Annotated in this window: 13 protein-coding genes; 1 reads left to right on the top strand and 12 read right to left on the bottom strand. The window is 66.6% G+C overall.

The genetic code is table 11. The features are described from left to right. Positions 1-81: 81 nt before the first annotated feature. The 12 genes from ftsX to V9E98_07040 all read right to left on the bottom strand — a co-directional run bounded on the left by ftsX (position 82) and on the right by V9E98_07040 (position 12,674). Positions 82-987 carry a permease-like cell division protein FtsX gene (gene ftsX / locus V9E98_07095; GenBank protein ID MEI2716747.1) on the bottom strand — a complete coding sequence of 302 codons (906 nt, stop codon included), beginning with the start codon at positions 985-987 and terminating at the stop codon, positions 82-84. A gap of 136 nt (positions 988-1,123) precedes the next feature. Continuing rightward, a complete protein-coding gene (gene ftsE / locus V9E98_07090; protein ID MEI2716746.1) occupies positions 1,124-1,813 on the bottom strand; it encodes a cell division ATP-binding protein FtsE in 690 nt (229 codons plus the stop codon). Between the two features lie 621 nt (positions 1,814-2,434). Next, the gene (gene prfB, locus V9E98_07085; protein ID MEI2716745.1) at positions 2,435-3,556 is read right to left on the bottom strand and encodes a peptide chain release factor 2; all 1,122 of its coding nucleotides are present in this window, start codon (positions 3,554-3,556) and stop codon (positions 2,435-2,437) included. An 18-nt stretch (positions 3,557-3,574) separates the two neighbouring features. Further along, positions 3,575-3,961 carry a pilus assembly protein TadG-related protein gene (locus V9E98_07080; protein ID MEI2716744.1) on the bottom strand — a complete coding sequence of 129 codons (387 nt, stop codon included), beginning with the start codon at positions 3,959-3,961 and terminating at the stop codon, positions 3,575-3,577. Positions 3,962-4,004: 43 nt separating this feature from the next. Continuing rightward, positions 4,005-4,346, bottom strand: a complete 342-nt coding sequence (locus V9E98_07075; protein ID MEI2716743.1) for a hypothetical protein — start codon at positions 4,344-4,346, stop codon at positions 4,005-4,007. Between the two features lie 32 nt (positions 4,347-4,378). Further along, entirely contained in the window at positions 4,379-4,729 is a 351-nt protein-coding gene (locus V9E98_07070; GenBank protein MEI2716742.1) for a TadE family protein, read from the bottom strand. Continuing rightward, positions 4,710-4,868 (bottom strand): hypothetical protein, encoded by a 159-nt coding sequence (locus V9E98_07065; protein ID MEI2716741.1) that lies wholly within the window; start codon positions 4,866-4,868, stop codon positions 4,710-4,712. The genes V9E98_07070 and V9E98_07065 overlap by 20 nt, the downstream gene beginning before the upstream one ends. 176 nt (positions 4,869-5,044) lie before the next feature. Continuing rightward, complete coding sequence (locus V9E98_07060; GenBank protein MEI2716740.1) at positions 5,045-5,887, bottom strand: type II secretion system F family protein; 843 nt, start codon at positions 5,885-5,887, stop codon at positions 5,045-5,047. Then, positions 5,884-6,666: a type II secretion system F family protein gene (locus V9E98_07055; GenBank protein MEI2716739.1), complete on the bottom strand. Its 783-nt coding sequence runs from the start codon at positions 6,664-6,666 to the stop codon at positions 5,884-5,886. Before V9E98_07055 ends, V9E98_07060 begins: the two co-directional genes overlap by 4 nt. Continuing rightward, a complete protein-coding gene (locus V9E98_07050) occupies positions 6,663-7,730 on the bottom strand; it encodes an ATPase, T2SS/T4P/T4SS family (GenBank protein ID MEI2716738.1) in 1,068 nt (355 codons plus the stop codon). The genes V9E98_07055 and V9E98_07050 overlap by 4 nt, the downstream gene beginning before the upstream one ends. A gap of 283 nt (positions 7,731-8,013) precedes the next feature. Next, entirely contained in the window at positions 8,014-11,172 is a 3,159-nt protein-coding gene (locus tag V9E98_07045; GenBank protein MEI2716737.1) for an NAD-glutamate dehydrogenase domain-containing protein, read from the bottom strand. Then, positions 11,169-12,674: a hypothetical protein gene (locus V9E98_07040; protein MEI2716736.1), complete on the bottom strand. Its 1,506-nt coding sequence runs from the start codon at positions 12,672-12,674 to the stop codon at positions 11,169-11,171. The genes V9E98_07045 and V9E98_07040 overlap by 4 nt, the downstream gene beginning before the upstream one ends. Between V9E98_07040 and V9E98_07035 the strand changes: the two genes are divergently transcribed. Next, on the top strand, positions 12,667-12,885 hold the full coding sequence (locus V9E98_07035; GenBank protein ID MEI2716735.1) for a hypothetical protein: 219 nt from the start codon (positions 12,667-12,669) through the stop codon (positions 12,883-12,885). The two genes, V9E98_07040 and V9E98_07035, sit on opposite strands and share 8 nt — an antisense overlap. Positions 12,886-12,948 lie beyond the last annotated feature (63 nt).

Raw genomic sequence — 12,948 nt, 5'->3', positions numbered from 1 at the left:
TTCCCGACAGTTGGCGTTGCCTTCTACATCGGCATTTCGGCCCATCATCTTCACCCCTCCGGTACCCCACCAGGCGGGCGATCAGACCTTGAGATACCTCCGCAGCGTCAACACCGCGGCTATCGCCGCGAGCGCCACACCCATCAACACCAGGATCACCGAGACAACCCACACGGTGTCCCAGCCCACAAAGGGAGTGAACTGGAAGGACGGCTCCAGGAACCGATCGACCAGGAACATCTTCACCACAACGAGGGCGCCAACTGCGATAGACGCGCCGAGCAACGCCGCAATGACCGATTCCAGGAGGAACGGGAGCTGGATGTAGAACTTCGAGGCACCGACCAGACGCATGATGCCCGTTTCGCGCCGTCTGCTGTAGGCCGCCAGCCTCATGGTGTTACCGACCAGGAGCACGGTCACCACCAGCATCGCTATCGCGATGGCGAGAGACACCATCTGCAGCCCGTCGAGCAGTCGGAAGAGTTTGTCGAGCACTTGTTTCTGGTCGTCCACGCGCTCGATACCCGGTCGCCCGGAGAAGGCACTGGTGATGGCCGAGTACTGATCCGGATCCGCGAGTTTGACCCGGTAACTCTCGCCGAGGTCCTCGGGGGTGGCACTTTCCGCGATCGGTGAGCCCTGGAACTGCTCCTGGAACCGGTTGTACGCCTCGGTGGAGGTCTCGAAGTAGACCTCTTGGACGAGCGGGCGCATCGCCTCGAGGTCGGCAGCGATCTGCTGCTTCTCCTGCTCGCTCGCCGGCCCGGAACACGAAGTCTCCTGCGAGTTCTTGGTGCAGAGGAAGATCGAGACCTCGACCTTGTCGAACCAGAATCCCTTCATCTGGGACACCTGCTGACGCACCATCAGTCCGGCACCGAACAAGGCGAGAGACACCGCGATGGTGATGATGAGCGCCAAGGTCATGGTCAGGTTGCGACGAAGCCCCTGCCACACCTCACTGAGCACGAAACGGGCCCTCATTCGCCGCCTCCGTCATTCCCCATCGAACCTGACACCACGGTGGCGTGTAATGCGCCCTTGGCCGCGCGATGCGCCCTTGCCGCGCAATGCGCCCTTGGCGCGCGATGCGCCCTTGCCGCGCAATGCGCCCCTTCGATCAGTGTGCATAGCCGTAGACCCCTCGGGCTTGGTCGCGAACGATGATGCCGTCCGCCAACTCGACGACGCGCTTGCGCACCTGGTCGACGATCTGGGCGTCGTGCGTGGCCATGATGATGGTGGTGCCGGTGCGGTTGATGCGATCGAGCAGTTTCATGATGCCGATGCTCGTGTTCGGGTCGAGGTTGCCCGTCGGCTCATCGGCGATGAGGATATCCGGCCGGTTGACGAAGGCCCGGGCGATCGCGACGCGCTGCTGCTCACCGCCGGACAGTTCGTCGGGGAAGCGCTTTTCCTTGCCGTCGAGTCCGACCATCTCCAGGACTTCCGGCACGACGGTCTTGATGTGACCGCGGGGCTTCCCGATCACCTCAAGCGCGAAAGCCACGTTCTCGAACACGGTCTTGTTCGGCAGCAGTCGGAAGTCCTGGAACACCGTGCCGATCTGGCGACGCAGTTGCGGCACCCGCCACGACGACAGCTTGCCGACGTTCTTGCCGGCCACCCAGACCGTGCCGGATGTGGGCCGGTCCTCCTTCAGGCATAGCCGCAAGAACGTGGTCTTGCCTGAACCTGACGGGCCGACCAGGAACACGAACTCGCCGCGTTGGATGTCGACGTTCACTTCGCGCAGGGCGGGACTGTGCTGCGTCTTGTACTGCTTGGTGACGTCCTCGAACTTGATCACAATGCCCCTTCGCCCCTTCTCAGCAGCTTCGGATCCGTGGCCGGCCCCTTTCGGACCCGTCATCTGAACCCACTTTCTGGCCCGTCAACTCTTGGACCGCGTTCTCCCGCCGGTCCCGGGAGTCATCCCGCCAGCCCGGAGTTCCCCCACCCGCTTGCCGCTCTCGGCCGTCATTCTCCGACCGGCCGCAACTCTCCGACGGGCAGGGACACGAGTTTAGGCAGTGTTGGGCGTCACATTTGCCAATGCGGCCGAATCGACATGCCCTCGCAACCGAACCCGACATGCCCTCGCAACCGAACCCGACCTCCCCTCGCAACCGAACCCGAACCCGGGCGACCCGGCCTTGACGGGCCGGCCGGCCGTTTACCAATCCCCCCGATCGTTATCATTTTGTTATTCTTTAGGTGTCGCGCATCACCGAATCCCGCGTCATGCTAAGGACACCCAACTGGCCCGTCGGGATTTCCCCCCAACCCCGACCGGCCGCGTCGCCCAGCGACGCAACACCCTCCAGGTGGGAGGCTCCGGGATTTCCCCCCCTTTCCGGAGCCTCCGCATGCCCAGACTCACCGCCCGACAGGGCTTCTTGCCCGCCGGGGCGTCTGACATCGCTTGGGTTCAGGCTGGAGCCGGTTCGGCCTCGCCGGTACGCCGCCACCGAATCCCGGACTCGATGAACTCATCGAGTTCCCCGTCCAGAACGCTCGTCGTGTTACCCGTCTCCGTGCCCGTTCGTAGGTCCTTGACCATCTGATACGGGTGCAGCACATAGGAGCGCATCTGGTCGCCCCACGATCCGCTCGCATCTCCCTTGAGGGCGTCCATCTCCTCCTTCTCCTGCTGCCGCCGCTGCTCCAACAAGCGCGACTGCAGGACGCGCAATGCGGCGGCGCGGTTCTGGATCTGCGACTTCTCGTTCTGACAGGACACGACGATCCCAGTGGGCAGGTGGGTGATCCGAACCGCTGAGTCAGTCGTGTTGACGCTTTGGCCACCCGGCCCCGACGAGCGGAACACGTCGATGCGGATGTCGGTCTCCGGAATCTCGATGTGATCGGTCTGCTCCGTGACCGGGAGCACCTCGATGCGCGCGAACGAAGTCTGGCGCCGACCTTGATTGTCGAACGGCGAGATCCGCACCAGACGATGAGTGCCCTGCTCCACACTCAAGGTGCCGTAGGCGAACGGCGCATCGACCTGGAACGTGGCGGACTTTATCCCTGCTTCCTCGGCGTAGGAGATGTCGTACACCTCGTACTTCCAGCCATGCCGCTCGCAGTAACGCGTGTACATGCGTAACAGCATCTGGGCCCAGTCGGCTGCATCGACCCCGCCGGCGCCGGAGTGGACGTGGACAAGTGCCGAGCGCTGGTCGTATTCACCACTGAGGAGGGTGCGTACCTCCATCTCGGCGATCGCGGCGGCGATGTCATCCAGTTCGGTCCCCGCTTCGGCGGTGACCTCGGCATCCCCCTCGGCATCGGCGAGTTCGAAGAGAACAAGGACGTCGTCGAGCCGGGAACGCAAAGACTCGACCCGCCGGACCTCACCTTGCAGGAACGACAGCCGCGAGGTCACCCGCTGTGCGTTGGCCTGGTCGTCCCACAGGCCGGGGTCACTGGCCTGAGTCTCCAGTTCGGAGATCTCCCGGCGAGCAGCATCGAGGTCCACGACGGTGGCAATACTCGCCAGCGTGCTGTCGAGTTCACTGAGGCGCTGGGTCACGTCGGGATCGGGCACGAGGTCCAGGGTACTTGTCTACCGGGGAGCCACCCGCATCTCCGCAGCACCGCGACCCACGACGCGCACCTGACCGATGCCCAGCCAGCCGCTGAAGGGCAACCGCATCCGGGAGGCCACGGTCACCTGCACCACCTCATCCGTGGCAGTCAGTCGCACCATTCGCCAAGGCCGGCGCAGGAACTCGGACGCCTGTGACCGGGCATTGGCAACATCCAGGGGAATCCGCTCGCCGGCCGCGCCTCGGTAGTAGGCACTCAGATCGACGGCCTGGGCGGCGGCGCGCGCTGCTGAGTCGGCCGTCAGCTCGGCCTCGCGGCGGCGCAAGGCCAGCGCGGTCACGTCCACGACCACGCCCAACAGCGCCACCAAGACGACTACCAGACCCAAGGTGAGGATCAGCACCGACCCCTCATCGCGCCCCTCATCGCGCCCCTCACCGCGCCCCTCACCGCGCCGCATAGAGATCCACGACCTGAGAGTGATCCTGCTCGATGGTGAGGCGACCGACCGGCAGCTCCACCTGAGCTGCCACGCGGACGGTGACGATGGCTCCGGCTGCTGCGCACCCGGGGCGACACTCGACCTGGACCCGCGGCCGGGTCACCGCGGGCAGGTGCCGATTCACAACCCGCTCAGCGACATCGGGGCCCTCTCGTGCGACGGCCAGCGCAGTTGCCGCGGCGGCGGTCTGTGCCAGCACGCGGGTGCGGTGCACCGCCAGGACCGTGGTCAGCACCTGGGCTATCGGCACCACCAACACCACGGTCAGGACAACGAACTCGAGCACAGCTGTTCCGCGCTCAGACAACGTTCGCCCGCTCACCTGGGTTCCAGTCCCATCCGGCCGGTGGCCGTGCCCGTGATGGTCGTGCGCCACAACATCACCTTCATCGGCACCGAGATCCGGACCACCAGATCCGACTCCTCCCGTGCGACCGAGACGCTGGAGTCCTGCGGGCTGGCGGACCGGGCTCGGGTCGTCGCCACGCGCTCCGGATTCGTGGCGACCGCGCCGGCACGGGCCGCGGTGTCCGCGACCCGATGGGCTTCCGCCATCACCACCACCCAGATCCCGGCCTGCACAATCGTGCACACCAGAATCAAGACCAGGGGCGCCAGCAGCACGAAGTCGACGACCGCGGAGCCTCGGTCAGCGCGAGACCGACTCAATGGCCTGTTGCAGCACGTTGGCCAACTGGTCATCGGCCGCCACCCACAAGGTGGTGACCAGACCCGCCGTCATCACGGCGACCAGGACCCATCCGGGCACATCGCCGCGCTCGTCACGCCACAGTTCTCTCTTCCGCATAACTCCCCCTCATCTCTGTTTCCCCCACTCTGTTTCCCCCACCTATGGGGCCTTTCACCCGCACGTGTCGGGCCTGTCACCCGCACGTGTCGGGCCTGTCACCCGCACGTGTCGGGCCTGTCACCCGCTCCATCGGGCGGCTCCCCCGACTGCCCCGGCTACCCCGACTACCCCGACTACATGGACAGCAGCGTCACGAAACCCGGGTAGACCGCCACCACCACAACTGCGGGCAGTATCAACATGACCACCGGCACCAGCATGGCCATGTCGGCCCGACCAGCCCGCTCGAGATCAGCCGCCCGCCGTCGGCCGCGTTCGTCTCGAACCTGTTGACTCACCACGGCCGCAACCGGAACCCCGCGCTCCGCGGCTGTCCGAATCGAATCCGCCAGCCGGTCGAACTCGGGCAGTTGCAGGATCCGAGCCACCTCGGTCAACCCCTCGTCGAGAGGCCGACCCGCGCGCACCTGCCGGACCACGATGTCGATCCAACCGGACAACGGCTGCGGCGTGCGGGAGGCGCTGCGCTGCAGCGCTTCGGCCGCAGTGACACCGGCCGTCAAGCACAGGGCGAGGAACTCGGCGAGAAGCAGCACCTGATCCGCCAGGACAGCGCGTCTGCGTCGGGCCGCCCGGTGCAGGGCCTTCTCCGTCACGAGCAGGGCCGTCGCGACGCCGACCACCGTCGCCAACAAGGCGCCGATCGGAGCGATCCCCGCGAGCGCGAGGAACGATGACCCCGCGAGCGCGACGATCATGGCCCGGATCTGTCCCATCCGGTGCCAGGTGGCCGGACGCTCCAGTACGACAAGACAGGACTGTTGACGCCCAACACCCATCCAGTCGTTCCACACGGCCAATGTGCGATCCAACGGGCTCAGCTCACCGTTCGCGTGGGCCGCGTCCCACGACATGGCTCGGCGCAGCGGATCCGGACGCAACAGGCGCGCGCCCGACACCATGAAAGAGATCCCCGCCAAAGTCCCAGCCGTGACGGCGGCGGCCGCGAGGTTCACGACTGGCCCGTTCCGGAGTGACCGATCCTGGTCATGAGCCAGTAGGCGACCGAAGTGGCAGCAGCCACGATCGCGAGCAGGACGGTGCCTGTGGCGCTGCTGTACGCCGCGCGACCACTCGGCTGGATCGACAGCACGGCAACCGTCACCCACGGAGCGGCCACGGCCATGCGCGCGGCAGCGACGTTCCAGCTGCGCCGGGCATCGATCTCGCGCTGCTGGGCCAGGTCAGCTCGCAGGAAGTCGGCGGTCTCCCCCAAGACTCTGCCGACATCGCACGAGCCGACCTCATGTGCCAACACCAGGACCGCCGCCACCCGATCGGAGACGTCGTCACCTGGTCGGCGCAACATGCCGATCGCCCGCGGGAAAGGTGCGCCCGCGACCATGCTGTGGCGGAAGCGGCGGAACCGACTGCGCAACACCTCTGGTCCTCGCTCGGCTCCATCCGCCACCGCCTCGACGAGGGTGGCCCCGGAACGTACGCCGGCCCTGATGACCTCGATCGCGTCAGGCCACGCCGCGCGCTGCTCGGCGGTTGCCACCTGACGTCGGTGTCGCACCAGCAGCCACGGTGCGGCGGCCGCGGTCAGCGCACCGACCGCCACGACTGCCGGCACCCCCACCACGGAATCCACGATCAGAGCGGCCCCGAGCGCGCCGGTCACGGCGAGGCCCACGATTCTGGCACCTGCCCACAGTCGTGCGGGTTCTGGGCGCGGCACTGCCAGACACCCCGCTGCGCTGAGCAGGAGCGCGGAGACGACCCACCACGTCATGCTTGCCACCCCGCCGGGATCTCGGCCGCCGCCCTACGCAGCCCGGCGCCGTCGTCCGCGAACAACCGGCCCACCACAGGACCCTCTGCACCCGGTGTCACCGATACGATCTGCCGCACGCCACGACGCCCGTCCAACCCGACACCGAGGTGCACCACCAGATCGAGGCAGCGCGCGACTGATCGACAGACGAAGTCGGCGGACACATTCGGACCGGCGAGCAGCGGCAGCCCCACGAGGCGGTCCACTGCGTCGCCGGCACTGTTGGCGTGGATGGTCACCGCGGCCGGTATCCCGCAGTTCATGGCAAGGATCAGATCGAGGGCCTCCGAGCCACGGACCTCGCCGACGACAACTCGATCCGGCCTCATGCGCAGCGCCTCGCGAACCAGGTCCCGCAGCGTGATGCCGCCGGTTCCCTCCATCCCGGGATCGCGGGTCTGCAGTGCGACCCAGTCGACGACCGGCAGCCGCAGTTCACGGACCTCTTCGCAGGACACCACACGCCGACCGGGGCAGGACCCGAGCAAGGCATTGAGCATGGTCGTCTTGCCCGTGTGAGTGCTGCCCGAGATGACGGTGTTGGCGCCGGCGGCGACAGCGCCAGCCAGTACGGCGGCGGCATCCGCCGGCAGTGCCCCGAGCGCCACCATGTCCGCGATCGAGGTGGGCCTGACGATGTAGCGGCGGATGTTGACCGCCCAGAACCGACGGGTGATGGGCGGGATCACGACGTGGAGTCGGCTGCCGTCGGGCAACTCGGCATCGACGAACGGCTGCGACGTGTCGACCCGGCGACCGCAGGCGGTGATCGCCCTCATCACCAGCGCCCGCGCCTCGTCCTCGGTCATCACGACGTTGGACAGCCGTGCCGCGCCGTCGACCGAGCAGAAGATCCGCGCCGGGTCATTCCACCAGATCTCTTCGGTGGCCGGGTCGGTGAGCAACTCCTGCACCGGACCCCAGTCGGACAGCGCCGCTGCCATGGCGGGAAGAATGCCGCCAGGTCCACCTTCGGCAACACTGGTGGCCTCGGCCACGAGCGTCGGTCGACCCAGCGACATCTTCCCCCCATTCCCCCTGACCTGCTTCTCCCCCGTACCGGTTGCCGACTCCCCCGCAGGTGAGCCGCCCGGCCGTTTCCCCCGATCAGGCTTCGAAAACCGTAGGTGCGGAATCCGTGGAAACTCAAGCCGGCGGGGCGTGCACAATCTCACCTGGCCTGTGCCCGGGGTACCGGCGTCACGACACACGGTCATACGCCCTCGGGCGAGCGCGGAACACGCCCCGGATCTGGGCTGGAACTCGGGCGTGAAGTCGGGTGGACTCGGCGGTGAGGTGGCTCGATCAGCCCCGGGATTGTGCTACCAACGTGCGCAACGCCCGCAGCGCGACACTGAGCGAAGCCAGATCGGACGCATCGATCGTGCTGATGTCGCGCACGGTGGCGGTGACCCGCGAGACTTCGGCGCTGTTGGCCGCCTCCCATTCGTCGACTCGCTCCTTGGCGTCGAGTTCGGAGTCGGTCGAGCGCACTATCTGGGCGGTCAAAGACGCCAACGCGCTGTACAGGTCGCTGCGCAGCGCCTGGCGGGCCAGGGCCTGCCACCGGCCGGAACGTTCCAACGCCGAGATCCGGGTGAGGAAGTTGTCCACTTCGTAACGTTCAGACACGCAGAAGTACAGCGGCGCCACCTCGGCCGCGCTGCGACCGGTGCGCTCGGAGATCCGCACGACATCGAGCAACATGAACCGATAGAGCAGGCTGGCAGTGTCGTCGCAGATGTCCTCGGGCAGCCCTTGCGCGCGGAATTCCTCGCTCATCTCGCGCCAGCGGGCGGCCTCGGCACCCCGCAGCAATCCCGGCAACTGCGGGCTGAGTTCGGCGACGACGGGACCGAATCGTGCGACCTCAGCGGTGAGGTCGACGGCGGAGCTGTAGGTCTGGACCAGCCAGCGCGCCGACCGGTCGAGCAGTCGACGAGCCTCGAGGTAAACCCGGCTCTGCGCTTCGGTCGGCACCTGGTTGTCGAGGGCGCGCACGCGAGCCCACAAGTCCGGTAGATCGAAGACATCGCGCGCGAACGTGTACCCACGGACGATGTCCAATGGTGCGGCGGCCGTTTCCTCCCGGGCCCGGAACACGAACGAGATGCCCCCGCGGTTGACGAGGTCGTTGACGACGACCGTCTTGATGATGTCCGGCGCCAACGGATGATCGGGCAACCGATCGCTGTACCTGGCGACCAGTTCACTCGGGAAGTACGAGTCCAGTACCGGCCGGAAGTAGGGGTCACCGGCCAACGCGTCATCCGACAGGGAAGCGGCCAGGATCATCTTGGAGTACGCGAGGAGGACACACAGCTCCGGGGATGTGAGTCCGCCGCCATCCGATTCGAGTTCCCGCAGTTGCTCCTCGCCGGGTAGGAATTCCAGATCACGGTCCAACTCCCCGGCCGCCGTCCACTCCCGCATCATGCGGGTGTGCACGGGCAGCATGCCGACTGCCTGCATCCGGGCATTGCCCAAGGTGTTGTTCTGGTCGTAGTTGTGGGCCAGCACCAGATCGGCGACCTCGTCGGTCATCGAGTGGAGCAGTTCGTTGCGCTGTTTCATGGTCAGGTCTCCGGACCGCACCACGTCATCGAGCAGGATCTTGATGTTGACCTCGTTGTCGGAGGTGTCGACACCTGCGGAGTTGTCGACGGCATCGTTGTTGAGTTGCACACCGGCGCGGGCAGCCTCGATCCGGCCCCGCTGTGTCAGTCCGAGGTTGCCTCCCTCGCCGACCACCCAGCAGCGCAAGTCACCTCCGTTGACACGGACAGAATCGTTGCTCTTGTCGCCGACTTCGGCCTGGGATTCCGTGGCCGCCTTGACGTAGGTACCGATCCCGCCGTTCCACAGCAGATGCACCTTGGCCCGGAGGATCTCACGGATCATCTCGTTGGGGGTCAGCGAAGCAGCGGTGGTCTCGATCCCGAGTGCCTCACGAACCTCGTCGGTGATGGTGATCGATTTGGCCGACCGCGGATACACGCCGCCACCCGGTGAGATCAAGGCCCGGTCGTAGTCGTCCCACGACGACCGGGGCCGTGCGAACAACCGTTGCCTTTCGGTGAAGGACAAAGCGGCGTCCGGGGCCGGATCCAAGAACACGTGGCGGTGGTCGAAAGCGGCCACGAGTCTGATGTGCTCGCTCAGCAACATCCCGTTGCCGAAGACGTCGCCGCTCATGTCGCCGATCCCCGCGACCGTGAAAGCCTCGGACTGGGTGTCGATCCCGAGCTCCCGGAAGTGGCGTTTGACCGACTCCCACGCGCCGCGCGCCGTGATCCCCATCGCCTTGTGGTCGTAACCTTCAGACCCACCGGACGCGAAAGCGTCTCCGAGCCAGAACCCGTACTCGGCGGAGATCGAGTTGGCGAGGTCGGAGAAGGTGGCGGTGCCTTTGTCGGCCGCCACGACCAGGTAGGGATCATCGTCGTCGTGGCGCACGACGTCAGCGGGCGGAGCGACGATGCCGTCCACCCGGTTGTCCGTGAGATCGAGCAGGCCCGAGATGAACCGGGTGTAGGCGGCGCGGCCGGCGGCCTGGAACTCCTCGCGCCGATGGGGGTCGGGCAGCTGTTTGGCGTAGAAACCGCCCTTGGCGCCGGCCGGCACGATGACCGTGTTCTTGACCGCTTGCGCCTTGACCAGACCCAGGATCTCGGTGCGGAAGTCCTCGGGCCGATCGCTCCAGCGCAGCCCCCCGCGGGCCACCGCCGCGAATCTCAGGTGCACGCCCTCGACGACCGGGGAGTAGACCCAGATCTCGTTGCGCGGTCGGGGTTCGGGGAGTTCGTCCATGAGACGCGGCTGCAGCTTGAACGAGATCTGGAACGGATCAGTGGCTGGACGGTAGTAGCTGGTGCGCACGCAGGTGGTGATGAAGGTGAGCAGGAACCGCAGGATCCGATCGACGTCGAGCGACGCGACCGCATCGATGCGTTCCAGGATCCGATCGTGGATGACGGACTGGGCGGCCTCGCGGTCGTCGGCGCGCGCCGGCTCGAACCGTTCGTGGAACAGGTCGACCAGGTCGCGGACGACCTCCGGATGCGCCAGCAGGACTGCTTGTACATAGCGCGGGCTGAACGACACCCGTGCCTGGCGCATGTACTTGACCATCGCGCGCAGCAGCGCTGCTTCGCGCCAGTTCAGGCCGGCGCGCAGCACGAGTGCGTTGAAGCCGTCGACCTCGGCGGCACCTCGCCACGTGGCCAGGAACGCCTCCTCGAAACGCTCCTTCAGGGAATCCCCGAACGGTAGGTCACCCTCGGGGAACACCAGGCCCAAGTCGTAGATCCGGTAGGGGGTGCCTGCCGAGTCGGGGACATTGAACGGGCGTTCGTCCGTCACCTCCACACCGAGGTGTTGCAGTACCGGGAGAATCCGGGACAGCGAGACCGACTCCCCGGATCGGTAGATCTTCGAGTCGACGCGTGCGCTCCCCCGCCTCATAGGGACGGTAGAGGTTCAACTCCGTCGCACCGTCCGGGAGCCGGTCGAGGTGACGGATGTCGGCCACACCGGTGCGTGCGGGGAAGACCTCCTTGTAGGCCTCCGGCATGGCACCGCCCGAACCTCGCCGTCAACCGGGTGGCGTCCTCTTCGCCCACTGCCTCGAGGAGGTCGTCGGCGAAAACGTCTTCCCACGAACGGGCTGCCGCGGCGAGCTCGGCTTCGACCACCGCATGATCGGGATGGGGTAGATACGTGTCCCGGCCGCACCCGGACAACGAAGTGAAGTCGGGCCAAGACACTCTCGGTGACCCGGGTACGGAATTCGATGTTCTCGGAATCGAAGGCATTGCACAGGGTGGCTTCCATGCGGTGCCGCACGGTCGTGTTGTAACGGTCGCGGGGCAGGTAGACCAGGCACGACACGAACCGCTCGTATGGGTCGCGGCGCCAGAACAACCGGGTTCGGCGGCGTTCCTGAAGCCGCAGAACCCCGAGTGCGGTGTCGAGCAACTCGCCGGCAGATGGCTTGGAACAACTCGTCGCGCGGGTAGGTCTCCAAGAACTGCAGCAGATCCTTGCCGCTGTGCGAGTCGGCAGCGAAACCACTCATCACCAGCACTTGAGCGGCCTTGGCGCGCAGGACCGGGATGTCGTGGATGCTCTGGTTGTACGCCGCAGCCGTGTAGAGGCCGAGGAACCGGTCCTCCCCGATGACCGTGCCGTGTCTCATCGAACACCTTGACCCCGACGTAGTCGAGGTAGGTGCTGCGATGCACGGTGGATCGTGAGTTGGCCTTGGTGAGGATCAACGGATCGGGTTCGAGTGCGCGCACCCGCACGGCCTCGGGCATGGTTCCGAGCAATCGGACCGACCCGTCACCACCACGGAGGATTCCGGCTCCGCTGCCGGGTGTGACCACCAAAGCGGTGCCGTCCTCAGTCTCGGCGAGGTCATACCGGCGGTGCCCCAGGAACGTGAAGTTGCCGTCGGCCAGCCAACGCAGGAACGAAACCGCTTCCTGCTGGTCCTGCTCGGGCACTCCAGGAATCGGATGCTCGGCCATGTCCTCGGCGCGCCGGCCGGCCTCCGCCACCATGGGTGGCCAGTCCTCGACGGAGGCACGCACATCGGCGAGCACCGATTCCAGGATGGCGGTGAGTTCGTCGAGAGCGACCCGATCGGATTCGCGATCGATGTCGAAATGGATCCAGGACTCGGACAGCGCATCCAGTGGCTTGGCGTCATCCTCGCCGTGGTCGACCCGCCCGAGAGACAGCAGGTTGCCGGTGTCGTCGCGGCGGACATCGAACTGCGGATGGATGACCAGATGGATCCCCCGCCCGTTGGAGGACAGGGCCGCGGACACCGAGTCGACGAGGAACGGCATGTCGTCCGTCACGATCTCGACGCACGTGTGGCCGTTGCTCCACCCGTTCTCCTCCACGGTCGGGGTGTGCACCCGCACCACGGAACGCCCGGGCTCGCGATGAGTGGCCAGTTGCCGATGGCTGAGCGCGGCGCCCGAGGATGTCGAGCGGGTCCTGCACCAGCAGGTCCTCGACGGCGACGTTGGAGTAGTACAACTCCACCAAGGGTGCGACCCCGGGAACTCCTGCGGCGCCGAGGGCCTCCGCCTGCGAGATCGCCTCGGCCAAGATGTCCGAGCGCTGCCGATCCTCGGACTCGTGGCGAGCGGCGATGTCGCCTGACAGGTGGGTGGTCATGATCGTTCTCAGCCTATCGGCCCACCCGCACCGTCGCGCCCTGCACAC

It is taken from the genome of Candidatus Nanopelagicales bacterium, assembly GCA_037045355.1.
GTDB lineage: Bacteria > Actinomycetota > Actinomycetes > S36-B12.
The sequence above is the reverse complement of the archived record's forward strand: the minus strand, read 5'-3'. Positions and strand labels throughout refer to the sequence as shown.

Bases quoted from the DNA above. Each gene is read 5' to 3' on its own strand.
- V9E98_07045 (MEI2716737.1), bottom strand. From the start codon at position 11,172: ATGAGGCGGGGGAGCGCACGCGTCGACTCGAAGATCTACCGATCCGGG.
- V9E98_07055 (MEI2716739.1), bottom strand. From the start codon at position 6,666: ATGACGTGGTGGGTCGTCTCCGCGCTCCTGCTCAGCGCAGCGGGGTGT.
- V9E98_07065 (MEI2716741.1), bottom strand. From the start codon at position 4,868: ATGCGGAAGAGAGAACTGTGGCGTGACGAGCGCGGCGATGTGCCCGGA.
- V9E98_07050 (MEI2716738.1), bottom strand. From the start codon at position 7,730: ATGTCGCTGGGTCGACCGACGCTCGTGGCCGAGGCCACCAGTGTTGCC.
- ftsX (MEI2716747.1), bottom strand. From the start codon at position 987: ATGAGGGCCCGTTTCGTGCTCAGTGAGGTGTGGCAGGGGCTTCGTCGC.